The organism is Micromonospora sp. HM5-17 (genome assembly GCF_003762835.1).
Classification (GTDB): domain Bacteria; phylum Actinomycetota; class Actinomycetes; order Mycobacteriales; family Micromonosporaceae; genus Plantactinospora.
The window spans coordinates 182,399-204,910 of record NZ_RJWA01000003.1; the positions used below are offsets into that span (position 1 = coordinate 182,399).

Genomic DNA, 22,512 nt, shown 5'->3' on the forward strand with positions numbered 1-22,512 from the left:
GGCGTGAGGAGGCGTACGTGTTCGAGAACCTGAACTGGTGGGAGATCGGTGCGCTGTTGCTGGTCGCCCTGCTGATCTTCGGCGACCGACTGCCGAACGTGATCAGTGACGGGCTCCGGATGCTGCGCAACCTGCGGAACATGGCCCAGAACGCGACCAGCGACCTCAGCCGGGAACTGGGCACCGACATCACGCTCGAGGACCTGCACCCGAAGGCGTTCATCCGCAAGCACCTGCTCAGCGAGGAGGACGAGGCGGCGATCCGCAAACCGTTGCAGGGCGCCTACGAGAAGCTGCGCGCGGACCTGACCGACGTACGCCGCGAACTGGACGACGTGGCCGCGGCGGCCGACATCCGCTCCTCGACCGGTTCGGAAAGCACCTCGACGGGCACCGGTCCGACCCCGCCGGCCGCTACGGGAGCCGGCCCGACCCCGCCGCAGCGCCGGTACGACATCGACGCCACCTGAGCCTGGCGGCGCCGACCCGCCTGATCCCGGTGACGTGGACGCCCGGGGTCAGCGACCGGCCGGGCGGAGACCGAGCGGCTTGCCGACCAGCGACTCGCGCCGGACCGCGAGCCGTTCGGCGACCGCGGTCAGCGCCCGCGCCGCCGACGACTCCGGCTGGGCCAGAACGACTGGCGTGCCGGTGTCACCGGCCTCCCGGACCCGCGTGTCGAGTGGGATCTGCCCGAGGAGCGGCACCTGGGCGCCGATGGCCCGGGTCAGCGACTCGGCGACGACCGCGCCCCCACCGGAGCCGAAGACCTCCATCCGGGAACCGTCCGGCAGGTCCAGCCAGGACATGTTCTCGACGACCCCGACCAGGCGCTGGTGGGTCTGCAGGGCGATCGCCCCGGCCCGCTCGGCCACCTCGGCCGCCGCCGTCTGCGGCGTGGTCACCACCAGGATCTCGGCGCTCGGCAGCAGCTGGGCCACGGAGATGGCGACGTCGCCGGTGCCGGGCGGCAGGTCCAGCAGGAGGACGTCCAGGTCGCCCCAGTAGACGTCGGCGAGGAACTGTTGCAACGCCCGGTGCAGCATCGGGCCCCGCCAGACCACCGCCGCGTTGCCCTCGGTGAACATGCCGATGGAGATCACCTTCACCCCGTGTGCCTGGGGCGGCATGATCATGTCCTCGACCCGGGTCGGCCGGCTGTCGACCCCGAGCATCCGGGGTACGGAGTGGCCGTAGATGTCCGCGTCGACCACCCCGACCGCGAGGCCCCTGGCGGCCAGCGCCGCCGCCAGGTTGACGGTGACGCTCGACTTGCCGACCCCGCCCTTGCCGCTGGCGATCGCGTAGACCCGGGTCCGGGAGCCCGGCTGGGCGAACGGGATCACCGGCTCCGGGCCGGCCGCACCGCCGCGGAGTCGGGCCTGTAGGGCCTGCCGTTGCTCCGGGCTCATCACCCCGAACTCGATCTCGACCCCGGTCACCCCGGGCACCGCGGCGACCGCCGTGGTGACGTCGGTACGCAGCTTCTCCCGCAGCGGGCAGCCGGCGACGGTGAGCAGCAGCTCGACCCGTACGGTGCCGTCGGCGTCGACCGTGACGGAGCGCACCATGTCGAGGTCGGTGATCGGCCGGCGGATCTCCGGGTCGTCGACCGTGGCCAGCGCGGCCCGCACCGCCTCCTCGACGGCGCTCGCGGACCGGGCGTCCTGGCCGGGCACGGACGCGGCGGCGTGGGGGCCGGGTACGGCAGGAGCAGACATGCCGCCATGCTACGTCGCCGAGGGTGCCGTCCGGTCGTGGCCGATGGCGGGGTGTGGGCGAACCGATACGACCTGCCGGGTACGTCGGTACTTCGCCCGTTCTGCGATGAGGGGCGGCTCTCGGTGGACGCCGATCGGCGCTGGTGCGACGATCGGGGCGGTTCGCCGCGCACCTGGCCCCTTGAGGTGCGCGGCGGAGCCCCGTGAGGTGCGCGGCGGACGACCGCTCGCCCCGGGGCGGGCCGCCCGGCCGGCGCGGCTCAGCGCCGGCGTACCCGGTGGAGCCGGAACGGCCGCGGAGTGCGCCGGACGGCGGGGGTTGCCCGGGGCGGTGCGGCGAGGGAGTCGTCGGGCAGGGTGGGACCGGCGGCGATCACCGGCCCGGCGGGGGCGAGCCGGTTGACGGCGCACCCGTCCGCCGCCCACCGGCGCGCCACCTCGGCCGGACTCCCGGAGGCGTTCAACCGTTTGGCCGCCAGCTGCGGTGCCACCGTCGTCCACTCGGGGCTCTCCGGCGTCAGCCGGGTCACCTCGGCCGACCAGGTGACGATCCGCCCCCCGTGGTCACCGCGGAGCGTCACCTCGGCGGTCCGGGCCTCGGCGAGCCCCGGCGCGGCCTGCTCGCCGGGGCCGGTGACGACGTACAGGGCATCGTCGAGCGGCAGGCACCAGAGCGCGACCGCCGGACGGGCGTCGACGGCCACCCAGGCCACGGCCGCCTTCCTGATCGCCTCCGCGACCAGCGCCGATCCGGCCGGGTCGGGAACGCTGTCTGTCACGTCCCGCATCCTGCCGCACGCGGCGGCGGCGCGGTACCCGACCGGACGCCGTCCAGCAGGTCGGGCAGCTCGGCCAGCGACCCGAGCACCGGGCCCCGCCAGCCCCGGTCACCGTTGAACACGAGGTGACGGTCGAGATCGGCCGCCGCCAACCGCACCGCGGTCATCCCGGCCCGGGTGGCCCCGGTGAGTTCCTGGCTGCCGCCGTCGCCGACGTAGAGACAGTCGGCGGGCGTGACCCGGAGCCGGCGACAGGCCGCCAGGTAGATCGCCGGGTCAGGCTTGCACGTGCCGACCTCCACCGAGAAGACCCGGGCGTCCAGCAGCGGCGCCACCGGCAACTTCGGCAGGAACGCGGGCAGCTCGTGGGTGCAGTCGGTGACCAGGGCGGTCCGAACGCCTCGGCGGCGTACGGCGCGGAGCACGGTCACCGCTTCGGGGCGGAGCCGGGTGTCCGCCCGTACCGCCTCGATCCTGGAGTCGGCGGCGGCGACGAGGTCGGCGCTCTCCGGCCGTCCACCGGCCTTCTCGCAGACCCAGCGCAGCGTGTCGACCGCGTCGCCGAGCGCCCCGCTGGCGCGGAGGTAGAAGGACCGGTCGAGGACGTCGGTGAGGACGTCCGGCGGGCAGCCGAGCAGCGCGGCGACGTCGGCGTGGTGCCGGCCGCGCCGGGTCGCGCAGGTGAGGGTGCCGAAGAAGTCGAAGAGCACCGCGCGGTACGCGGGCAGCCTGGTGTACCGGTTTCTGGGCATGGGGGAGCAAGCCTCCGGACCGGGAACTGAGCGGACGTGAGACCGGCCGATGCTAACGCCTTGTTGATCAGAAGGTGGCCCCGCGTGACATGTGAGGATCTTTTCCGTGGTCAGTCCGCCGTCTCGCGCCCCGATCGACCCGCTCAGCCTCGGAGCGGTGGCACTCGCCGTCGCCGCGGTCTCGTCGTCCGCGCCGCTGATCGCGTACGCCGCCGCCCCGGCACTGGCGGTCGCCTTCTGGCGCAACGTCATCTCCGTCGGCCTGCTCGGACCGTTCGCGCTGATCCGTCGCCGGCACGAGTTCCGGGCGCTCGCCCGGCGTGCGGGCCGCCGCGACGCCGGATTCTGTGTCCTGGCCGGCCTCGCCCTCGCCGTGCACTTCGGGACCTGGATGCCGAGCGCCCAGCTGACCTCGGTGGCCACCGCCACCGCGCTGGTGGTGACCCAGCCGGTCTGGCAGGGACTGATCGCGCTCGGGCAGGGCCGGCGCCTGCCCGCGGCGGGCTGGCTCGGCATTGGTGTGGCGGTGCTCGGCGCGGTCTGGGCGGTGGGCGCCGACCTCGACGTCGGGTCGACCCGGGCGGTGCTCGGGGACCTGCTCGCCGTCGGCGGCGGGATCGCGGCGGCGGTGTACACCGCGCTCGGCGAGCGGGCCCGGACGACGATCAGTACCGTGACGTACACCACCATCTGCTACGGCACCTGCGGAACGGCGTTGCTCCTGGTGTGCCTGGTCGGGGGTGTACGGCTGGCCGGCTTCCCCGCCTCGACCTGGCTCGCCGTGCTGGGCCTGGTGGTGGGTGCCCAGTTGCTCGGGCACTCGATGTTCAACTACGCGCTGCGGCGGATCTCGGCGACCACGATCAGCGTGCTCCTCCTGCTGGAGACGCCGGGGGCCGCGCTGCTCGCCTGGCTCTGGCTGGACCAGGTGCCCCGGCCGGCGGCGCTGCCCGGACTGCTTCTCCTGCTGGCCGGGGTCGCCGTCGTGCTGCACGCCGAGGCCCGGGCCGCCCGCCGCGCGGCGGCCGACGCCGCCGTCGAGCACCGCCCGTTGGTCGGTGATCCCGGGCCGGTGCCACGGGACTCCCGCCCCGGGCCGGTGAACTCCGATGCCGGGCCGGGGACGCCGGGCGGATCCGTGGCGGAGCCCCCGGTGCCGGCGCCGGACCGGTGACCTCGGGCCAACGATCGGACCGGGACCGGCGGGGCGGGGCTCCGCCGGAGGTCACCCCGTCTGGGTCGTGGAGAAGATGACCGCGCCGACGACGCCGAGGTAGCCGAGGACGAGCAGGATGGTGAGCACGCTCAGGGCGACGCCGATCCAACCGAGGACCATGCCGGCGGTGGCGAAGCCCTCGCCCTCCTCACCGCTGGTCCGGATCTCCTCCCGGGCGCGCCTGGCCAGGTAGAGGGCGACCACGCCGAGCAACGGGCAGCTCAGGAGGCCGACGATCCCGGTGATCATCGAGGCGAGCGCCATGCCGTTCGTGGGCCGGCGGACCACGTAGGGCGGAGGGCCGGGCGTCCAGGCGGGCTGCGGCGCACCGGCCTCGGGCGCACCGGCGTACGGCCCGCCGGACGGTGCGGCGTCCGGCCCGTTGTCGAGGCTGTGGGTGGGGTCGGCAGGGTTGTCCGGTTGCACGGTTGCCTCCTGTCGGCGGAACGTTCAGCGGGGGGATTAGCTGTCGTAGCTCGATCCCTGTTTCACGCTGATCACGATGATCACGATGATCGCGATGGTGGCGAGGATCGCGATACCGCCGGCGATCCAGCCGACGATGATTCCGGCCAGCGCGAGTCCGTCCCCGCCCTCACCGCGCTCCCGGATTTGCTTGCGGGAGATGTGCCCGAGGATGGCGCCGACGATGCCGAGGTATCCCCCCAGGCCGTACGCGCAGATGCCGAGCATGCCGACGATGCTCACCACCAGGGCGGCGATCGACATCCCGTTCGCCTGCGGCGGCACGACGACCGGGTAGGCGGCGCCGGGGTAGCCCGGGTACCCGACTCCGGGGGGCGGACCGGCGGCCGACGGGTTGCCGCTCGTCGGGTAGCCTGCCGACCCGCTCGACTCGGCCGGGTAACCCGGTTGGTACACCGTCTCCTGCGGGATCGTCGGCTCGGTCGGGTTCGGGTCTCCCCCGACGGACGGGGCCTGCCAGGAGGAATCACTGGAGTAGGTACTCGGCTGGGGATCCGTCATCTGAAATGCTCACTCCGTCCGTGCGGGATGCGCCGTCAGGGTAGTCGCCCTGCGCCAGTTTCGCCGTCCCGGCCGGTGGTCCGGCATTGCCCGGATCGTCCGAACAGGGCAGGATCGCGGGCATGGTATTTGACGCCCGCGCCGGGGACAGGGCAGACAGCCGGTCCCGCCGGGACGCCGCGCGCCCCGCTCTGGCCCGCCGCAGCCGTACCGGCGTGGCGAACGCCATACCGGCGGGCGCCGACACCCTCCGGTTCGGACCGATCGCGGACGACGAACCGGCGACGATGCGCCTGGACGGCCGGGTCGCGCTCGTGACGGGGGCCGGCAGCCCGGACGGGATCGGGTACGCGACCGCGCGGCGACTCTGCGGGCTGGGTGCCCGGGTGGCGATCGTCTCGACCACCCGACGGATCCACGACCGGGCGAGCGAGTTGGGCGCGACCGGCTTCGTCGCCGACCTGACCGACGAGGCCGAGGTGGCCGCGCTCGCCGACGCCATCGTCGACCAGCTCGGTGAGGTCGAGGTCCTGGTCAACAACGCCGGGCTGGCGAGCCGAACCAGCCCGGAGGTGCTCCGGCCGGTCGGCCAGCTCAGCTACGACGAGTGGCATCGGGAGATCGAGCGGAACCTGACCACCGCCTTCCTGTGCAGCCGGGCGTTCATCGGTGGCATGGCGGAGCGGGGCTGGGGCCGGATCGTGAACCTCGCCGCCACCGCCGGCCCGGTCAACGCCCTGCCGACCGAGGCGGCGTACGCGGCGGCGAAGGCCGGCGTGGTCGGGTTCACCCGGGCCCTCGCGTTGGAGATGATCGCCGACGGGGTCACGGTCAACGCGGTGGCGCCGGGGAAGATCTACACCGCCGCGTCCACCATGACCGAGCTGAAGCAGGGGCTCGACACACCGGCCGGCCGTCCCGGTACGCCCGACGAGGTGGCCGCCGCGATCGCGTTCCTCTGCTCGCCGGCGGCGTCGTACATCACCGGGCAGATGCTCGTGGTGGACGGTGGCAACAGCGTGCGGGAAGCCGAGTTCCGGTAGCCGGCCGCCGTCCGGCGGAGGCTAGTACGTCCCGTCGGAGCCGGCCCAGATCGCGAGGGCGAGCCAGCCGCAGCAGAAGATCACGTACAGCGCGGTGAAGACGTAACTGAGGATCAGACCCCAGAGGGCGAGCTGGGCGCCCTGCTCGCCGCTGCTCGCGATCTGCCGCCGGGCCAGGTGCCCGAGCACGATGCCGGCCGGGGCGAAGACGAACGCGAAGACCAGCGACAGAATCGCCAGGACGTTGTAGCCGCGCGGCTCGCCGTACGGGCCGGGCTGGGGGTACTGGCCCGACTGTCCGTACCGGCCGTAGCCACCGTATGGGCCGGGCTGCTCCGGCTGCCCGTACTGGCCGTACCCGCCGGGCGGGCCCCACGGGCCCGGCTGGTGCCCCGCACCCGGCTGTCCTTGCGGGCCCGGTTGTCCGCCGGGCTGCCCTGAGGACTGGCCCGGCGGTTGCGGGGACTCCTGCGGATCCTGCGGGTCGCCGGGCCCTGGGTAGCTCATCGGGACTCTCCCCTCCTCGCCCAGAACGCTACCGGGTGATGTCGGCTTTTACCGGTATTGCGGCAATAGCCGGCCGTGTCGACCGGGGAGACCGTCGGGCGTGCCGGGGGAGCCACGGCCGGCAGGCCCGCCCGGGCAGGTGGGCGAGGGGGCGTGGCCGGCGGCGCGATCGGGCCGGCAGTGCGATCGGGCCGGCGGCGACGAGGCTGTTCGCGGAGCGGAGGGACGCGGCGGGCGGCGCCGTCGCGGAGCTCAGCCGCGCCGGGACAGCCCGCCGGCGGCGCGTTCCACCGCCAGACAGCGGTCCTCGACGTAGTCGATCCCAGCCTCCTCCGCGATCCGCCGGGCCTCGGCCGAGACGATCCCGAGCTGGAGCCAGACCGCCGGCGCGCCGATCGCCACCGCCTCCCGGACCACCTGGACCGCGTCCTCGGCGGGCCGGAACACGTCGACGAGGTCGACCGGATGCGGGATCTCGGCCAGGGAGCGGTACACCTTCTCCCCGAAGAGCTCGTCCGCCTGCGGATTCACCGGGACGATCCGCCAGCCGTACCGCTGCATCTGCAGCGGTACGGTGTGGGCCGGCTTCGACGGGTCACGCGACGCACCGACGACCGCGATCACCGCCGCGTCGGCCAGGATCTGCTGCGGGGTACGCATCCCGCGACTGTAGCTCCGCCGGCCCCGCGCAACGCCGGCACGTACCCAGCGGCAGGGATGGGGGAGTCACGCGCCCGCCGAGCAGGGCACCCGCGACGTCGCGGACCCGGCGTCGACAGGCCGGCGGTCAGAGCAGGCTGAGCTGCTCGACGGCCGGTGCCGGGGCGGCGTCCGGCGGCACCTGGCGAGTCTCGCCCGGGGCCGGACGGTGCAGGCCGTACCGCCGCGCGGCGATCCGGACCCGGGCGGTCACCTCCCGCTGGTACGCCTGCGGCAGGTAGGAGCCCGCGCCGTACAGCTCCCGGTAGCGCGGCACCAGCCCGGGGAACTCGCGGGCCAGCCAGGCCGCGTACCACTGCCGGGCGCCGGGGCGCAGGTGCAGCGGCAGCGGCGTGACGCTGACCGCCCCGGCCGCGGCGATCGCGGCCACCGTCTCCTCGATGGAGTCGTCGGTGTCGGTCAGCCCGGGCAGGATCGGCGCCATCAGGACGCCCACCGCGAACCCGGCGTCGCGGAGCGTCCGGACGACGTCCAGCCGCCGCCGCGGGCTGGGCGTCCCGGGCTCGACCGCCCGCCACATCCGCTCGTCGACGAAGCCGACCGAGAGGGAGAGGCCGACCTGGGTCACCTCCGCGGCCTGGCGCAGCAGCGGCAGGTCCCGCACGATCAGGGTGCCCTTGGTCAGGATCGAGAACGGGTTGGCGAAGTCTCGCAACGCGGCCAGGATCTGCGGCATCAGCCGGTACCGGCCCTCGGCCCGCTGATAGCAGTCCACATTGGTGCCCATGGCGATGTGCCCGCCACCCCACCGTGGCGCCGCCAGCTCGCGGCGGAGCAGCTCGCCCGCGTTGACCTTGACGATGACGCGGGTGTCGAAGTCGCGCCCGGGGTCGAGGTCGAGGTAGGTGTGGGTGTTGCGGGCGAAGCAGTTGTGGCTGACCACGCCGTTGGCGATGAAGTCGCCCGTCCCGGTGGTGATGTCGTAGAGCCGCAGCTCTCGCCCCTGCGGCTCGATGCGGCGGACGCGTAGCGCCGTCCGGCTGCTCAGGATCGTCCCGTCGAGCGGGGCGGCCGTGGCCTGGCCGGCGCCACATCGCTCGGGGTCGCCGGTCGTCGGCCCTGACCGCCCGATGCCGAGCAGGCTGTCGGTGATGGTCAGGTAGGGCCGGGGCGGTTCGCCCGGCGGGGCGGCGGTGACGTGCTTCCACCCGCGTGGAGTGAGGAACCGGTGGTCTGCGCTGGCGGTCAGCGTGGTGCCGTCCTCCAGCGTGATCCGGTACGCCGGCTTGACGGTCGACCAGTGGGCCAGCACCGCGGTGCGGACGTAGCGTCGGTGGTTGCCCTGCGCGACGGTCCCGTAGATCTCGTCGCCGACCCGCAGCTCGGCGAGGGGCCGGGTGTGCCCGTCGGCGAGGAGGATCTCGGTCTCGCCGGCCAGGCAGTAGACGCAGGCGTGGCTGCACCCCCGGTAGGGGTTGACGGTCCACTCGAACGGGACGCGGGAGGCGCCCGGCACCCGGTTGATGATCGACCTGGCCCGCACCTCGTAGAAGGTCATGCCGGCGAAGCCGGGGGTGTCGAAGGTGCGGGTGACGGCGCCGGGCAGCGCCAGCGGCAGGGGTGGGGCCGCTGGCGCCGCCTCCGGGGGGTCTCCGGGGCCGCCGTGCGTGGCCGACGACAGGTTGTCCCAGCGCATGGCGACCATTCGAACACATGTTCGACAAGCCGTGCAACCGCGACGCGCCGTCAGGAGGCGTCTGCGCAGGTCCGATGGCTCCCGCTCCGGCGGTCCCGCGGTCGGCTTCGCTCTGCCGGGCCGGCCGTCAGCGCGGGTCCGGCGGGGGCGGCGCGGTGCTCTCCCGGCGGATGAGTTCGGCGTCGACGTGCTCGATGTGCGGCGTGTTCAACGGCTCCGGCGGTTGCAGGGCGAGCGTCATCGCCCGGGCCCCCATGTCGGCCAGCGGCAGCCGGACGGTGGTGAGGGCGGGGGTCACGTCCCGGGCGATCGGCATGTCGTCGAAGCCGGTCACACTGATCCGCCCCGGTACGTCGATGCCCCGTTCCCGGAGCACGGCCAGCGCCCCGATCGCCATCGAGTCGTTCAGGGCGACGATGGCGGTGACGTCCGGCTGGGTGTCGAGCAGCGTCGCCGTCGCGCTGGCGCCGCCGGAGCGGTCGAAGTCGGCGTAGACGATCTGTCGGGCGGAGAGCTTGCGTCCATGTTGTCGGGCGGCCCGACGCAGCCCGTTGAGCCGGTCGCTGGTGGTGGTGAGGTGGCGCGGCCCGGCGACGACCCCGATCCGGGTGTGGCCAAGCCGGAACAGCTCCGCCCCGATGAGCTGGCCGCCGGCCTCGTTGGCCGGGATCACCGCGTGGCCGCTGTGCTCGTGCCGGCCGATCACCGCCACGTGGCCCCCCGTGGCCTGGTAGACCCGCAGCTTGGCGTCGAGGGTGCGGGTGAACTCCTCGTCGTGGTACCCGGAACCGGCGAGGATGATCGCGGCGGCCTGGTTGGCCCGGAGGAGTTCGACGTACTCCAGCTCCTTCTCGGGGTCGCGGTAGGTGTTGCAGATGATGACCAGGCGGCCGTGTTCGGTGGCGACCCGTTGCAGCCCCCGGGTGATCTCCGAGAAGTACGGGTCGGAGACGTCGTGCACGATCACGCCGACCGCGCTGCGGTGGTTGCGGGCGAGTTGCTGCGCGTGGGCGTTCGGAACGTACTGGAGTTCCTCGACGGCGGCCAGGACCCGTGCCCGCAACGCCTCGGTCACCGGCTTCGGGCTGCCGTTGATGATTCGGGACGCGGTGGCGGGGGAGACACCGGCTCGCCGTGCGACATCTGCCAGAGTGGCCATGGCCTCCAGTCCCTCCCCGACCGCCGGTGACCGGTTGCTGGTCGAGGATAGCGCGGCGCGACCAGCGGGTCCGGTGCGCCGGACCGGAGACCGGATGGACCGGAGCGGACCCGACCTGACCTCCCCTTGCCCGAACCAGAACCTGATCGGTAGCGTACGCGGGAAAGCGCTTACCGGATTCCCGTGGCACCGGAACTCCGCGCTCCGACCCCCGCGTTCGCCGACCATCCCACCCACCCCACCGTCGCGCGGCGCGGATCAGCAGCCTGAGGAGGCGACGTATGGCCCGTACCACGATCGGCATCGTGCTCAACGGCGTGACCGGCCGGATGGGCTACCGGCAGCACCTGGTCCGGTCCCTGCTCGCCATCCGCGAGCAGGGCGGCCTGCCGCTGCCCGACGGGACCCGGCTCTGGCCCGAACCGGTGCTGGTCGGCCGCAGCGAGGCGAAGCTGCGGGAGATCGCCGACCGCCACGGCCTGACCGAGTGGAGTACCGACCTGGCCGCGACGCTGGCCCGGCCGGACGTGCAGATCTACTTCGACGCCCAGGTCACCGCCCAGCGCGAGAAGGCCCTGAAGCTGGCGATCGAGGCGGGCAAGCACATCTACACCGAGAAGCCGACCGCGGAGGACCTGGCCGGTGCGGTCGAACTGGCCCGCCTCGCCGACGCCGCCGGCGTCAAGCACGGCGTCGTGCAGGACAAGCTCTTCCTACCCGGGCTGCGCAAGCTCGACCGCCTGGTCAAGGGTGGGTTCTTCGGCCGGATCCTCTCGGTGCGCGGCGAGTTCGGCTACTGGGTCTTCGAGGGTGACTGGCAGCCCGCACAGCGGCCCTCCTGGAACTACCGCGCGGCGGACGGCGGCGGGATCACCGTCGACATGTTCCCGCACTGGCACTACGTGCTGGAGCAGATCTTCGGCCGGGTCACCTCGGTGACCGCGTACGTCACCACGCACATTCCGCAGCGCTGGGACGAGGCCGGCGAGCGCTACGACGCCACCGCCGACGACGCCGCGTACGGCATTTTCGAGATCGAGCGGCCCGGCCAGGACAGCCGGATCGTGGCCCAGATCAACTCCTCCTGGGCGGTCCGGGTCTACCGGGACGAACTCGTCGAGTTCCAGGTGGACGGCACGGAGGGCAGCGCCGTCGCCGGGCTGCGCAACTGCCGGATCCAGCACCGTGCCACCACACCGAAGCCGGTCTGGAACCCGGACCTGCCGGTCACCGAGGACTTCCGGTCACACTGGCAGGTCGTGCCAGACAACGAGGAGTTCGACAACGGCTTCAAGGTCCAGTGGGAGCTCTTCCTCCGGCACGTCGTCGCGGACGAGCCGTACACCTGGGACCTCTGGGCCGGTGCCCGCGGGGTGCAGCTGGCCGAACTCGGCCTGCGCTCTGCCCGTGAGGGCCGGCGGATCGAGATCCCTGAGCTGGTCGGCGGGGCGGCGTGACCGTCCCGGCCCGGTTCTCCTTCAACCAGGCCACCGCCAAGTACTGGCCGATCCCGGAGCTGGTCGCCGGCTGCGTCGCCGCCGGGGTCCGGCAGATCGGCCTGTGGCGGGAGGAGACCGCCGCGTACGGCCTGGACAGGACCGCGGCTCTGGTCCGCGACGCCGGCGTCGCCGTCACCTCGCTGTGCCGGGGCGGCTTCTTCCAGACTCCCGACTGGTACGACGAGAATCGGCGCGCCATCGACGAGGCGGCCACCCTCGGGGCGCCGGTGCTCGTGCTGGTCTCCGGCGGGCTGCCCGAGGGGAGCCGGGACCTGGACGCGGCCCGGGCCAGGGTCGGCGAGGCGGTGGGGGCGCTGGTGCCGCATGCCCAGGCCGCCGGGGTACGGCTGGCGATCGAGCCGCTGCACCCGATGTTCTGCTCGGACCGGTGTGTGGTCGCCAGCCTGGGCCAGGCGCTGGATCTGGCCGCCCCGTACCCGGCCGACGCGGTCGGGGTGGTGGTGGACACGTACCACCTCTGGTGGGACGACCAGGTCTGGGCGCAGATCGCCCGGGCCGGCCGGGAGGGCCGGATCGCCTGCTTCCAGGTGGCCGACTGGATCACCCCGCTGCCGGAGGGCGCACTCCTCGGTCGAGGGCTGCCCGGCGAGGGCTGCGTCGAGCTGCGCCGGTTCCGGGAGGCGGTCGAGGCGGCCGGCTACACCGGGCCGATCGAGGTCGAGGTCTTCCACGCCGGACTCTGGGCCCGTCCCGGCCCGGAGATCCTGGCGCGGACCCTCGCCGGTTACCTCGCCCACGTCGCATAGCCGGTGGTGTCCGGGCGGGGGAGGATGGTCCCATGGACCGACCCACCTTCGTGTACGACGGTGACTGCGCCTTTTGCAGCAAGTGCGCGGAGTTCATCGAGCGGCGGATCCCGACCGACGTCCGGGTGCTGCCCTGGCAGTTCGCCGACCTGGACGCCCTCGGGCTGACCCCGCAGCAGTGCGACGAGGCCGTCTGGTGGGTCGGCCCCGACGGCGTCCGCGCGGCCGGCCCGGACGCGATCGCCCGGCTGCTCGGCACGAGCCGGCCGGGGTGGCGCGTTCTCGGCGCGCTACTACGGCTGCCGCCGGTGCGGGCGCTGGCGTGGCCGAGCTACCGCTGGGTGGCCCGCAACCGGCACCGGCTGCCGGGCGGTACGGCCGCCTGCGCCCTGCCGCAGGCGGCCCGGGACCGGAGCTACGTGGCGGGCGAGGGCTGAACCGGAGGCGTCTCCGGCGGTGTGACCGGGGGTGCCTCCGGTCCGGGCGGTTGTCCGGTCGACGGGCGCGGTGCTCGGGCCGGGCCGGGCGGGGTGTCTGCCCCGTCACCGTCCGGGGGCGTGGCGGGGGTGCCGACCTCGCCCGCCGGACCGGCGCCGTCGGCGCCCATCGGACGCAGCCACCGTCGCCTGAGCCAGTTGACCGGCCGGACCCGCTCCAGGGAGAGGTAGCTGGCCATCGCCACCAGGTGCGGCGCGAACGAGATCGTGATGGTGGCGAAGGTCATCAGGTGGAACGAGTAGAAGAAGGCGACCACCCGCCGCTGCCACCGTGGCGGGGCCACGAAGACCAGCGGGCTGAGCAGTTCGAAGGCGACGATCCCGAACTGCGCGGCGATCAGCAGGTAGGGGACCTGGGCGATCAGGTCGGCCAGCTCGGTGCCGCGCCGGATGACAGCCCGGGCCAGTACCGAGCCGGTCAGCCACTCGATCCCGCCGAACCGGAGCTTCGCCCAGGCGGCCAGGAAGTACGTGCAGACGACCGCGATCTGGGTGACCCGCAGTGCCCAGCCGCCGGCCTCGGTCCGGGTCGCGTCCCCGTGCCGGGCAGGCCCGGCGGTGGGGAGGACGGCGAGGGCCACCAGGAAGGCGAACCGGTCGTGGTCCACCTTTCCGTAGCTCATCGCGATGACCATCCACTCGAAATAGAGCAGGAAGACCGGCCAGCCCAGGGCGTGGGGGGCGCGCCCGGTCGCGGCGGCCAGCGAGAGCAGCAGGATCGCCCAGAAGAGGATCTCGACCAGCCGGGGGGTGGGGGTCGGCAGCGGCAGCAGCCGTCCGATCAGGAGCGGCTGGTACAGCTCGCCGGGGATGCTGGCCTTGTGCCGTACCCACGGGGTGAAGATCACCAGGTCCGCGGCGACGAAGAGGTAGACGAGGGTGCGGAAGGCGGCGATCCGGCCCCGGGGCACCGGTTCGGTCAGCCACCGCGTCAGCCCGCCCGCCAGACTCCGGTACGTCATGCCGGCACCTGCCACCGGACCGCCGTCTCGTCGACGAAGTCGCCGGTCGGCCGGCCGTTCCGTATCCCGTGCCAGCGGATCACGATGCGGACCTCGACCAGCGCGGGGGCGCCGGGATGCCGTTTCGCGTACGCGTCGGCGACCTGCCGCAGCAGGCTCGGGTCGGCGGCGTAGCGGCTCTGCCGCCCCTCGATCTCGGCTCGGCGGATCCCGGTGTTCGCCTGGTCGAGCGGGACCACGGCGCCGGTCACGTCCACCCCCTCGACCCGCGTGTCCGGTGCGGGATCGTTCGGCGGGTTGGACGTCGCGTACATTCGGAACGGGCCGAACGGGAAGTGGTCGTCCTGCCCCCAGAGCGTGCCGGCCAGCAGGAGGGCACCGACCAGTACGGTGATGCCGACCCGCAGCGCACGCCCGCGACTCGTCAACACGTCCATCGCCCCGAGACCCTACGCCGTCGGCGCGATCTCGTTCGTCCCCGCCCGGGTCGGGGACCGGTAGGGTCGTCGGAGGTGGCCCGGACCCGGGCGCCGCCCGCCGTCGCGGGTCGCGGCGGACATGGCTGTCGCCGGGGGGCGGGGCGGGCATGGTCGCGCCCGGTGGCCTCACGCGGCCTGGCGGACGGCGCGGGATGCAAAGACGGCACATACGCCTCCGGCCGGGCCCGGTGGGCCCGGCCGGAGGACGAGTGACCGGTGGGCGCCGCCGTGGCGCCCGCAGTCGTCCTTTCTCGACCTGAACCGCGTCTCGACCTGAACCGCGCGGCGGTCACCCCCCCGCGTCCCGCCGTGCGGACGCCGGGACCACACGTCAGGTTGCCGACGGTTCAGTGTGTGTGTTCGTGCTCGGCGAGCTTCCGGCGCACCTCGTCCATGTCCAGCGCCTCCACCTGCTCGATCAGCGACTCGAGCGCCGACTCCGGCAGGGCGCCCGGCTGGGCGAAGACCACGATGCCGTCCCGGATCGCCATGATCGTTGGGATGGATCGAATCTTGTATCGCATGGCGAGTTCCTGCTGCGCCTCGGTGTCGACCTTGCCGAAGACGATGTCCTGGTGCTTCTCGGAGGAGCGCTCGTAGATCGGAGCGAACCGCTTGCACGGGACACACCAGTCGGCCCAGAAGTCCACCAACACGATGCCCGGCTGCTCGGTCACCTCGTCGAAGTTGGCTGCGGTCAGCTCAACGGTCGCCATTGATCACTCCGATCGACGCAATTGAAAGGTGCACCTCTGGGAACCTCGTCCATCGTCGGTGAATTCCCCGCGCCGAGGGGCTGAAACGGTCATCGTGGGGCGCATCACGTGGGCACTCGCATCGACGCCAATCCCTGCTCTGCAGAGGTGGTCGACCGAAACACGGTTGACATATCTTGCTCACCGAGAGTTATGGGAGCGTTTCCAGGGATTGCCCTGGCCAGCCGGAGTCCGATCGGCGAACGTGTCGGATGGCAAGCGGAAACAGGAGACAAATGGGATGGCGGGTCGCGTACGTGTCCTCACGATGAGTAACATTACAAAAAGGTAACTGTGACCCCGATCTCGTTGTCGGCTCTTCTGTCCTGCGGGCCGGGTCGGGCAGAATCTTTCCCAACAGAGCGTGGGCGGCGGGCGCCGGGGAGGGCCCCGCCGCTCATTGCGTCCGGGAGTTGTCGTGCCGTTCCCCGGCGACCGTGACGCCCGCTCGCTCGACCCCCGTTTCCCGCATCGGTACCGTGCGCGATCGGTTGCTCTCGGTCGACCGGTTCGGTCCGCCGTCCCGGGCGGGATCGGTGGGGAACTTTCAGGGCATGACCGGATTTCCTCCGCGGGCCCGGCATATGCTGACCCGGGAGGCCGCCATGAGTCACACCGGATCCCCGGACCCGGCCGGCGCCACCGCTCCGGATCCCTCCGGCGGCGTGCGCGACGTCCGGCGAACCACCACGGCCCCCTACTCGCCGGAGGACTGGCAACTCCTCGTTCGGCTGCCGGGTCGGGTGATCGTGGCGGTCTCGTCCGGGCCCGAGAACCCCGCCCGGGCCGTCGCCGAAGGGCTGGCCGGACTGGACGGGATCGCCGCCGGCCGCGCCTTCGACAGCGAACTCGTCCGAGCCGTGGTCGCCGCCATCTACGCCGAGTCCGACGACGGGCACTCGGCGCCGGTCCGGTCCCATTCCCCCGACGGGGGGCTGACGGATTTGCTCCAGTCCTGCCGGGCCGCGGTTCAGGTCCTGACCCGCCACGCAGACCCGGCCGACTCGGCCGCGTACCGGCAGTGGGTGCAGTCCGTCGCCGCCCGGGTCTGCCGGGCCGCCGGTCCCGACGGCCGGCCCCGGCCGTTCGGCGATCCGGTGGAACCCGCACAGCGGGCGCTGCTGGATCGCCTCGGGGAGGCACTGGGGCTGCGGTCGGCGGGCTGACCGGGGTACGCCGACGGGCCGGATGGCGGGCCTGGGATCGCCCGGTCGGCGGGTGGCCGTACCCTCTGCAGACCGTGGAGGGTGCGGAGGTCGAACCCGAGGTCGGGGTGGGGCCCTGGCCCGGTGAGCCACCCACCGACCCGCGCTACGACCCGGAGCTGCTGGCGCACGGCGACCGGCGCAACGTCGTCGACCGGTACCGGTACTGGCGGCACGAGGCGATCGTCGCGGACCTGGACCGGCGACGACACGACTTCCACGTCGCGATCGAGAACTGGCAGCACGACTTCAACATCGGCACCGTGGTCCGCAACGCCAATGCCTTCCTCGCCGCCGAGGTGCACGTGATCGGCCGCCGCCGGTGGAACCGCCGCGGCGCCATGGTGACCGACCGGTACCAGCACGTACGCCACCACGAGACGATCGAGGCGTTCGTCGACTGGAGCAGAGCGCACGACCTGCCCGTGATCGGGATCGACAACCTGCCGGGCTCCCGGCCGCTGGAGACCGCCGTGCTGCCCCGCCGCTGCGTCCTGCTGTTCGGCCAGGAGGGCCCCGGGCTCTCCGCACCGGCCCGGGACGCCTGCGCCCAGGTCCTCTCCATCGCCCAGTACGGCTCGACCCGGTCGATCAACGCCGGGGTGGCGAGCGGGATCGCCATGCACGCGTGGATCCGGGCGTACGGCGGCCCGCCGCCCGACCCGTCGGGCTGATCGGCTCCGGATGGGGCCGGTGGGCGAGGATGTCCCCCGGCGTACGGGGGAAGGCCAAAAGAGCCGGTTCGCTTGACTACGGGGCAGTGGTACGGCGAGTGTAGTTCTCGTGGGTGTTGCGGCGAGCTGTCCACGTTGCGGCGGTCCGGTCCGGCCGCCCGGCCGCATGCACTCCACGCGGCACGCGCACCGTGGGCCGGCCTCCATCCCGCTCGTGGTGGCGCGTGCCGGGCCGGAGATCGTGGCCGGCACCGTCGACCGGATCTCCGCCGAGCCCCCCGCCGCCCGGCCCGCCACCGATGGCGGCGCGGCGGCCGGTGGGGAGGCGACCCCGTCGCCCCTCGGGTGCCGTTGGCCGCTCCCGCCGGGCGGGACGACGACCGGGGTCGGTGGGGCGGGCGGTGATCGCGGCGGGGTCCAGGCGACCGCCACCGCGTGCTGCGGCCCCGCGTCGCTCGGCGGCGGGCCGGCGGACCGGGTGCTGGTGGCCCCGGAGCCCGGCGTCGGGGCGGGCTGCCGGCTCGCCGGGACGGCGGGGATCGACCCGGGTCCACGGCTCACGGAGACGCGGACCGAGGTCGGCCCGGGCCGCGCCGAGCGGGTCGCCGCGGCCAGGGTTCGGGTCGGGCGGCGCTCTCCTCTACTGTGGTCAGGCAAATCTCGGACAGACCGAAGCGCCCACGTTCGCATGCTTCGGGAGACCCGGCGGTATGCGATAACCTGGCCGGCGAGCACAGGTCACCTCCGCGCGGGCGGTGTCGTCCTCCGCGACCTGACCGAGTGGACACCACCTGAGCTTGTGTACGGTGCTCCGTCTCCCTGCCCGCACGGGAGGCTCTGAGATGGTCGACCGGGGCGGGGTGGAGATCGTACGCTGTTTATTCACGGTTGGACAGCCGACTGATACTCTGGGTTTTGCCGCGGCTTGTAGCCCGGCACCGCACGGAGGGATGGCCCGCCATGGTTAAAAAGGTCTTCACCTGGGGCGGAATCGCCTTCCTGATCTTCTTCATCGCCTACCAGCCCTCGTCCGCTGCCGACGTCTTCAAGTCGTTGGGCGGCAGCATCATGGACATCGCCCAGGGCTTCGGCGACTTCTTCACCGACCTCGTCGCCTAGCCGTCCATGGGTAATCCGTCGGGTGAGCCCCCCGAGCCCGAGGACGACGCCGAGCGTCGACGGCGCGAGCGGGACACCGAGCCGATCCCCCGGGTCCGGCCCGACGACGGGCCGGAGTTCGGCGTGGGGTCAGACCACGGTGCCGGCGCCTCCTATGCGGACGGTCCCGACCTGGTCGACGAGTACGGGGAGCCACGCCGGGCCGGGACGCGGGGCTGGGTGCGGGATCCGGACGACGGCCCGGAGATCTCCGAGGAGGAGCTCGCCGGCCTTCGGGTCGACGCCTCCGGGATGCCGCTCGGCCCACGGCGCGTGCTGCCGTTGGAGGACGAGCCGACTGCGCTGGTCGCCCGCTACCTCTTCCCCACCGAGCGCTACCGGGGTGAGTGGAAGCGGCACAAGATATCGCTCGCCGTTCCCCTGCTGATCGGCCTCGTGGCCACCTTCGTGCTTGGATATCTCGCCGGCTGGCTGGCGGGCGAGGGCGGCGGCACGCTGACCACCCTCTCGGTCCTGGTCTGGCTCGCGATCATGGGCTGGGTGGCGTGGAAGGTGGCGGACTGGTACTTCGACCGCTTCATCCTGACCAACAAGCGGGTGATGGTGGTCAACGGCATCATCACCCGGCAGGTCGCGATGATGCCGCTGCTCCGGGTCACCGACATGAAGTACGAGCAGTCGCCGCTCGGTCGGGCGCTGAACTACGGCACCTTCGTCCTGGAGTCGGCCGGTCAGGACCAGGCGCTGCGTGAGATCAAGTACCTCCCCAACCCCAACGAGCTCTACCTGCGGGTGGTCGAGGAAATGTACGAGCCGCAGGCCGTCGAGGCCCGGCTGGGCAAGGAGGCCGAGGAGGCCAGCGCCGACGACGGCGCCTGACCTCGGGGCGGGGCGCTGCGGCTGGTGCTCTGCGCGCCGGAGGACCGGGAGCTGCTCCGCCGGGTCCGGCTTTCGGCCGGACCGGGACGTCGACCACACCGCGAACGAAGAGCGGCTGTTCATCTCATAGACCTGGCGGGCCGGCTGTGGCAGCCTGTCCGCAACACGGCCGGGGAGGCGACAGGTGGCGCCACGACACTCGATGGACGAGGAGTTCCGCGAGTTCGTCGCTGCGCGTTCGGCGGCCCTGCTGCGGACGGCGTACCTGCTGGCCGGGGACTGGGCGACCGCCGAGGACCTGTTGCAGACCGCGCTGACCAAGACGTACCTCGCGTGGAAGCGGCTGGGGGAGATCGAGGCGGTCGAGCCGTACGCCCGGCGGGTCCTGATCAACACCGCGACGAGCTGGTGGCGACGGCGCTGGCACGGCGAGCGGCCGACCGAGATCCTGCCCGAGCGGCCCGCCCCCGACGAGATCGAGCCCCAACTGGAGCGCGACCGGTTGTGGCGGCACCTCCAGAGCCTGCCGGTCCGGCAACGTGCCATCCTCGTGCTGCGGTACTACGAGGATCTCTCCGAGGCGCAGACGGCCGCGCTGCTCAACATCTCGCCGGGCACGGTGAAGAGCCAGACGTCCCGGGCACTCCACACGCTTCGCCGTCGGCTCGGGGCCGAGGCCGACCGCGCGCTCGATTCGGCCGCCCCGGGGCTGTCACCCGCGTCCCGGACCACCGCCGGGATCGCTCGTTCCACGGCGTCGTCGGCGGGACGTACCCCGGCACCGGCCGGCGTCGGGCCGCGGACCATCCCGGCGGCCGGCTCCACCGCGCCGCGCCGCCCGGACGAGTTGCTGCCGGCGGGCCGGCGTGAGGAGTCGCTTCCGGCGGGCGAGCCGGCGCCCCGGCCGCGCCAGGGCGGGGCACGACGGCCCGCCGCCGCGCTCGAGGTCCCCGCGCCGGTCATCCCGGTACTCGGAGCGGAAGCGTGAGCGTCATGGTGGAGGACTCGCTGCGTGAGATGTTCGCCGCCCGGGTCGCGACGCCCCCGGTCGCGGATGACATCGCGGCCCGGGTCATCCGGCGGGGCCGGGCCATCCGCCGGCGGCGGACCGTCGCCTCGCTGCTCGGGGCGGCGACTGCCCTGGTTCTCGTCGTTGGCGGCGTGACCTCGCTGGGTGGCTGGCCGGGCGGTCCGCCGCCGGGCGTCGCCAACGTGGCCGGCTTCGACATCGACGCCGTCGAGCCGGAGCTCACCACGCCCCTCGCGATGCCCGCCCCGGGCATCGACACCGGAATCGGGCTCGACATCCGCAGTGGTGACCAGCTCTGGACCACCGACGGGCGGCGCCTCAGCCTCGACGGGGTCGGTGAGGTGACCCGGATCTACCGCGTCCCCGCCGGGTGGATATACGCCGGGGTCGACCAGGTCCGGCTCCTCCGGTCCGACGGCTCGTCACTCGCGCTCAGCGGCAAGGACGGACGCTGGGTGCTCAGCGCCGACGGCCAGCGGTTCGCCTTCCAGCTCGGCACCACCCTCTACGTCGCCGCGATCAGCCCCACCGGGATGGCGGTGCTCGGGAACGTGACGGTCCCGGCCGACAGCTGGCCGGTCGCGCTCACCGCCGACCGGGTGCTGCTCTCGGTGGCGGGCCGGGGCTACGGAACCGTCAACCTGAGGACGCCGGCCCGAGCGGCCCCGAACGCCGACGTCACGGCGGTGTACGGCGTACGGGGGGAGCGGGTGGTCGGGCTGGTCCGGGGCAGGGGCGACCGAAACGACTGCCTGGCCGAGCTGACCGCGACCGGCGCCGGCCTCGTTTCGGTCCGCAGCGGCGCCTGCGACTTCCGCTCCACCGGAACGGCGTCCGGGGCCGGACTCACCAGCACCGCCGACGGGCTGGCTCCCGACGGCCGGTGGCTGGCTGCGCGGCGGGGTACCGGGGTCACCGTGGTCGACGTCGAGGGCAGCCTCACCGGACCGACCACGGCGGTCGACTGCCCGGGAGAGGCGGTGGTCCTCCCGGTCTGGGCCGACTCCCGGACGGTGGTGACCGGCGACGCCCGGACCGTCATCCGGTGCGCCGTCGACGGCACGAGGCAGACCCTGCCGCTGCCCGAGGGCGTCGGGGAGGACTGGCAGCTCGTGCCCAGGCTGCCGGCCGACGCGCCCGGGCAGTAGCCTCGGGCCCGTGACGTCCCCCGAACCCGCGCCGACGCGACCGCCGACGTCCGACCGGTCCGTCCCCGGGCCGGAGCCGACCGGCGCGTCGGCGTCGGGTGGGGCGGCCGGCGACGTACCCCGGATCGACCTGCACGCCCACTCGACCGCCAGCGACGGCACCCTCACGCCGGCGGAGCTGGTCCGGACGGCCCGGGCCGTGGGACTCGACGTCCTGGCGCTCACCGACCACGACACCACCTCGGGCTGGGAGCCGGCGGCCCGGGCACTGCCGCCGGGGCTCACCCTGATCCGGGGCGCCGAACTCTCCTGCCGGTGGTACGGCACCGAACCGTCGATCCCGCTGCACCTGCTGGCGTACCTCTTCGACCCCGACGCCCCGGGGCTCGCTGCCGAGCTGGCCCGGGTCCGGGCCGCCCGCGAGGTACGCGGGGAACGGATCGTCGCGCTGCTCCGCGCGGACGGCATCGACGTGAGCTGGTCGGAGGTCCTGGCGTACGCGGACGGCGGCACGGTGGGCCGGCCACACATCGCGCAGGCGCTGATCCGGGCTGGTCTGGTCGCCAGCACCGCCGAGGCGTTCGCACCACAGTGGCTCGGCGAGCGGTACCGGCTGCCCAAGGACGACATCGACGTGTTCCGGGCGGTGGAGCTGGTCCGGCAGGCGGGTGGGGTGCCGGTGCTGGCCCACCCGCGCGCGACCCGACGGGGCCTGATCGTGCCGGACACGGTGATCGTCGAGCTGGCAGCGCTCGGGCTCGCCGGCCTGGAGGCCGACCACGAGGACCACTCGTCGGCCGAGCGGGCGGCGGTTCGGGCCCTCGCCGGACGGCTCGGGCTCTTCGTCACCGGCTCCTCCGACTTTCACGGCACCCACAAGACCGTCCGGCTCGGCGCGTACACGACCGGCGTCGAGACGTACGAGCGGATCGTGGCCTCGGCCCGGGGCGTGGCCCCGCTCACCGGTCCCGGCTGACC

General features: G+C 73.4%; 26 protein-coding genes. 14 read left to right on the forward strand and 12 right to left on the reverse strand.

Going from position 1 to position 22,512, the window contains the following annotated elements; genetic code table 11:
* Window positions 1-17: 17 nt before the first annotated feature.
* On the forward strand, window positions 18-470 hold the full coding sequence (locus tag EF879_RS10230; protein ID WP_123557260.1) for a preprotein translocase subunit TatB: 453 nt from the start codon (window positions 18-20) through the stop codon (window positions 468-470).
* A gap of 48 nt (window positions 471-518) precedes the next feature.
* Here EF879_RS10230 and EF879_RS10235 read toward each other — a convergent pair whose 3' ends face one another.
* From EF879_RS10235 to EF879_RS10245, 3 genes are all read right to left on the reverse strand, one after another.
* A complete protein-coding gene (locus EF879_RS10235) occupies window positions 519-1,721 on the reverse strand; it encodes an Mrp/NBP35 family ATP-binding protein (protein WP_123557262.1) in 1,203 nt (400 codons plus the stop codon).
* 260 nt (window positions 1,722-1,981) lie between these two features.
* Window positions 1,982-2,500: a hypothetical protein gene (locus EF879_RS10240; protein ID WP_370375471.1), complete on the reverse strand. Its 519-nt coding sequence runs from the start codon at window positions 2,498-2,500 to the stop codon at window positions 1,982-1,984.
* The gene (locus EF879_RS10245; protein ID WP_123558316.1) at window positions 2,497-3,228 is read right to left on the reverse strand and encodes an HAD family hydrolase; all 732 of its coding nucleotides are present in this window, start codon (window positions 3,226-3,228) and stop codon (window positions 2,497-2,499) included. The genes EF879_RS10240 and EF879_RS10245 overlap by 4 nt, the downstream gene beginning before the upstream one ends.
* A 130-nt stretch (window positions 3,229-3,358) precedes the next feature.
* Here EF879_RS10245 and EF879_RS10250 point away from each other — a divergent pair, with 130 nt between their 5' ends.
* A complete protein-coding gene (locus EF879_RS10250) occupies window positions 3,359-4,426 on the forward strand; it encodes a DMT family transporter (protein ID WP_123558318.1) in 1,068 nt (355 codons plus the stop codon).
* A gap of 51 nt (window positions 4,427-4,477) precedes the next feature.
* Here the strand turns inward: EF879_RS10250 and EF879_RS10255 are convergent, their stop codons facing one another.
* Together EF879_RS10255 and EF879_RS10260 are read right to left on the reverse strand one after the other, a co-directional pair.
* Window positions 4,478-4,894 (reverse strand): DUF4190 domain-containing protein, encoded by a 417-nt coding sequence (locus tag EF879_RS10255; protein WP_123557266.1) that lies wholly within the window; start codon window positions 4,892-4,894, stop codon window positions 4,478-4,480.
* Between the two features lie 36 nt (window positions 4,895-4,930).
* On the reverse strand, window positions 4,931-5,455 hold the full coding sequence (locus EF879_RS10260; protein ID WP_123557268.1) for a DUF4190 domain-containing protein: 525 nt from the start codon (window positions 5,453-5,455) through the stop codon (window positions 4,931-4,933).
* 191 nt (window positions 5,456-5,646) lie between these two features.
* On the opposite strand from EF879_RS10260, the gene EF879_RS10265 reads away from it, so the two are divergent.
* Window positions 5,647-6,498, forward strand: a complete 852-nt coding sequence (locus EF879_RS10265; RefSeq protein ID WP_370375488.1) for an SDR family NAD(P)-dependent oxidoreductase — start codon at window positions 5,647-5,649, stop codon at window positions 6,496-6,498.
* A 21-nt stretch (window positions 6,499-6,519) separates the two neighbouring features.
* Here the strand turns inward: EF879_RS10265 and EF879_RS10270 are convergent, their stop codons facing one another.
* The 4 genes from EF879_RS10270 to EF879_RS10285 form a co-directional block, all read right to left on the reverse strand.
* Window positions 6,520-7,005, reverse strand: a complete 486-nt coding sequence (locus EF879_RS10270) for a DUF4190 domain-containing protein (RefSeq protein ID WP_123557272.1) — start codon at window positions 7,003-7,005, stop codon at window positions 6,520-6,522.
* A gap of 252 nt (window positions 7,006-7,257) precedes the next feature.
* Window positions 7,258-7,665: a CoA-binding protein gene (locus tag EF879_RS10275; protein ID WP_123557274.1), complete on the reverse strand. Its 408-nt coding sequence runs from the start codon at window positions 7,663-7,665 to the stop codon at window positions 7,258-7,260.
* A 127-nt stretch (window positions 7,666-7,792) separates the two neighbouring features.
* Window positions 7,793-9,370, reverse strand: a complete 1,578-nt coding sequence (locus EF879_RS10280) for an Rv2578c family radical SAM protein (protein ID WP_370375472.1) — start codon at window positions 9,368-9,370, stop codon at window positions 7,793-7,795.
* A gap of 118 nt (window positions 9,371-9,488) precedes the next feature.
* The gene (locus EF879_RS10285; protein WP_123557276.1) at window positions 9,489-10,520 is read right to left on the reverse strand and encodes a LacI family DNA-binding transcriptional regulator; all 1,032 of its coding nucleotides are present in this window, start codon (window positions 10,518-10,520) and stop codon (window positions 9,489-9,491) included.
* Window positions 10,521-10,801: 281 nt separating this feature from the next.
* Here EF879_RS10285 and EF879_RS10290 point away from each other — a divergent pair, with 281 nt between their 5' ends.
* The 3 genes from EF879_RS10290 to EF879_RS10300 are packed head-to-tail and all read left to right on the forward strand — an operon-like array spanning window position 10,802 to window position 13,223.
* Window positions 10,802-11,977 carry a Gfo/Idh/MocA family protein gene (locus EF879_RS10290; RefSeq protein ID WP_123557278.1) on the forward strand — a complete coding sequence of 392 codons (1,176 nt, stop codon included), beginning with the start codon at window positions 10,802-10,804 and terminating at the stop codon, window positions 11,975-11,977.
* Window positions 11,974-12,786, forward strand: a complete 813-nt coding sequence (locus EF879_RS10295; RefSeq protein WP_123557280.1) for a sugar phosphate isomerase/epimerase — start codon at window positions 11,974-11,976, stop codon at window positions 12,784-12,786. Before EF879_RS10290 ends, EF879_RS10295 begins: the two co-directional genes overlap by 4 nt.
* 32 nt (window positions 12,787-12,818) lie before the next feature.
* Window positions 12,819-13,223 carry a thiol-disulfide oxidoreductase DCC family protein gene (locus tag EF879_RS10300; protein WP_123557282.1) on the forward strand — a complete coding sequence of 135 codons (405 nt, stop codon included), beginning with the start codon at window positions 12,819-12,821 and terminating at the stop codon, window positions 13,221-13,223.
* Here the strand turns inward: EF879_RS10300 and EF879_RS10305 are convergent.
* From EF879_RS10305 to trxA, 3 genes are all read right to left on the reverse strand, one after another.
* A complete protein-coding gene (locus EF879_RS10305; RefSeq protein WP_123557284.1) occupies window positions 13,202-14,245 on the reverse strand; it encodes an MFS transporter permease in 1,044 nt (347 codons plus the stop codon). The genes EF879_RS10300 and EF879_RS10305 overlap by 22 nt on opposite strands.
* The gene (locus EF879_RS10310) at window positions 14,242-14,682 is read right to left on the reverse strand and encodes a hypothetical protein (RefSeq protein ID WP_123557286.1); all 441 of its coding nucleotides are present in this window, start codon (window positions 14,680-14,682) and stop codon (window positions 14,242-14,244) included. Before EF879_RS10310 ends, EF879_RS10305 begins: the two co-directional genes overlap by 4 nt.
* Window positions 14,683-15,071: 389 nt before the next feature.
* Complete coding sequence (gene trxA, locus EF879_RS10315; RefSeq protein ID WP_123557288.1) at window positions 15,072-15,440, reverse strand: thioredoxin; 369 nt, start codon at window positions 15,438-15,440, stop codon at window positions 15,072-15,074.
* A 623-nt stretch (window positions 15,441-16,063) separates the two neighbouring features.
* On the opposite strand from trxA, the gene EF879_RS10320 reads away from it, so the two are divergent.
* The 8 genes from EF879_RS10320 to EF879_RS10350 all read left to right on the forward strand — a co-directional run bounded on the left by EF879_RS10320 (window position 16,064) and on the right by EF879_RS10350 (window position 22,510).
* The gene (locus EF879_RS10320; protein ID WP_123557290.1) at window positions 16,064-16,645 is read left to right on the forward strand and encodes a hypothetical protein; all 582 of its coding nucleotides are present in this window, start codon (window positions 16,064-16,066) and stop codon (window positions 16,643-16,645) included.
* Window positions 16,646-16,719: 74 nt separating this feature from the next.
* On the forward strand, window positions 16,720-17,358 hold the full coding sequence (locus EF879_RS10325) for an RNA methyltransferase (protein ID WP_123557292.1): 639 nt from the start codon (window positions 16,720-16,722) through the stop codon (window positions 17,356-17,358).
* A gap of 166 nt (window positions 17,359-17,524) precedes the next feature.
* Complete coding sequence (locus tag EF879_RS28790; protein ID WP_370375473.1) at window positions 17,525-18,199, forward strand: DUF6758 family protein; 675 nt, start codon at window positions 17,525-17,527, stop codon at window positions 18,197-18,199.
* 119 nt (window positions 18,200-18,318) lie between these two features.
* The gene (locus EF879_RS27580) at window positions 18,319-18,477 is read left to right on the forward strand and encodes a hypothetical protein (protein ID WP_199736305.1); all 159 of its coding nucleotides are present in this window, start codon (window positions 18,319-18,321) and stop codon (window positions 18,475-18,477) included.
* A 6-nt stretch (window positions 18,478-18,483) separates the two neighbouring features.
* Window positions 18,484-19,356, forward strand: a complete 873-nt coding sequence (locus EF879_RS10335) for a PH domain-containing protein (RefSeq protein WP_123557296.1) — start codon at window positions 18,484-18,486, stop codon at window positions 19,354-19,356.
* A 184-nt stretch (window positions 19,357-19,540) separates the two neighbouring features.
* Entirely contained in the window at window positions 19,541-20,344 is an 804-nt protein-coding gene (locus tag EF879_RS10340; protein ID WP_233604369.1) for a SigE family RNA polymerase sigma factor, read from the forward strand.
* Entirely contained in the window at window positions 20,341-21,534 is a 1,194-nt protein-coding gene (locus EF879_RS10345; protein ID WP_123557300.1) for a hypothetical protein, read from the forward strand. The genes EF879_RS10340 and EF879_RS10345 overlap by 4 nt, the downstream gene beginning before the upstream one ends.
* Before the next feature lie 124 nt (window positions 21,535-21,658).
* The gene (locus EF879_RS10350) at window positions 21,659-22,510 is read left to right on the forward strand and encodes a PHP domain-containing protein (RefSeq protein ID WP_123558322.1); all 852 of its coding nucleotides are present in this window, start codon (window positions 21,659-21,661) and stop codon (window positions 22,508-22,510) included.
* Window positions 22,511-22,512: the final 2 nt, after the last annotated feature.

What these genes read in the sequence shown, in the direction of transcription:
- EF879_RS10235 (WP_123557262.1), bottom strand. Translation starts at nt 1,721, where the DNA reads ATGTCTGCTCCTGCCGTACCCGGCCCCCACGCCGCCGCGTCCGTGCCC.
- EF879_RS10260 (WP_123557268.1), bottom strand. Translation starts at nt 5,455, where the DNA reads ATGACGGATCCCCAGCCGAGTACCTACTCCAGTGATTCCTCCTGGCAG.
- EF879_RS10270 (WP_123557272.1), bottom strand. Translation starts at nt 7,005, where the DNA reads ATGAGCTACCCAGGGCCCGGCGACCCGCAGGATCCGCAGGAGTCCCCG.
- EF879_RS10275 (WP_123557274.1), bottom strand. Translation starts at nt 7,665, where the DNA reads ATGCGTACCCCGCAGCAGATCCTGGCCGACGCGGCGGTGATCGCGGTC.
- EF879_RS10280 (WP_370375472.1), bottom strand. Translation starts at nt 9,370, where the DNA reads ATGGTCGCCATGCGCTGGGACAACCTGTCGTCGGCCACGCACGGCGGC.
- EF879_RS10285 (WP_123557276.1), bottom strand. Translation starts at nt 10,520, where the DNA reads ATGGCCACTCTGGCAGATGTCGCACGGCGAGCCGGTGTCTCCCCCGCC.
- EF879_RS10290 (WP_123557278.1), top strand. Translation starts at nt 10,802, where the DNA reads ATGGCCCGTACCACGATCGGCATCGTGCTCAACGGCGTGACCGGCCGG.
- EF879_RS10300 (WP_123557282.1), top strand. Translation starts at nt 12,819, where the DNA reads ATGGACCGACCCACCTTCGTGTACGACGGTGACTGCGCCTTTTGCAGC.
- EF879_RS10305 (WP_123557284.1), bottom strand. Translation starts at nt 14,245, where the DNA reads ATGACGTACCGGAGTCTGGCGGGCGGGCTGACGCGGTGGCTGACCGAA.
- EF879_RS10310 (WP_123557286.1), bottom strand. Translation starts at nt 14,682, where the DNA reads ATGGACGTGTTGACGAGTCGCGGGCGTGCGCTGCGGGTCGGCATCACC.
- trxA (WP_123557288.1), bottom strand. Translation starts at nt 15,440, where the DNA reads ATGGCGACCGTTGAGCTGACCGCAGCCAACTTCGACGAGGTGACCGAG.
- EF879_RS10320 (WP_123557290.1), top strand. Translation starts at nt 16,064, where the DNA reads ATGCTGACCCGGGAGGCCGCCATGAGTCACACCGGATCCCCGGACCCG.
- EF879_RS28790 (WP_370375473.1), top strand. Translation starts at nt 17,525, where the DNA reads ATGCACTCCACGCGGCACGCGCACCGTGGGCCGGCCTCCATCCCGCTC.
- EF879_RS27580 (WP_199736305.1), top strand. Translation starts at nt 18,319, where the DNA reads ATGGTTAAAAAGGTCTTCACCTGGGGCGGAATCGCCTTCCTGATCTTC.
- EF879_RS10335 (WP_123557296.1), top strand. Translation starts at nt 18,484, where the DNA reads ATGGGTAATCCGTCGGGTGAGCCCCCCGAGCCCGAGGACGACGCCGAG.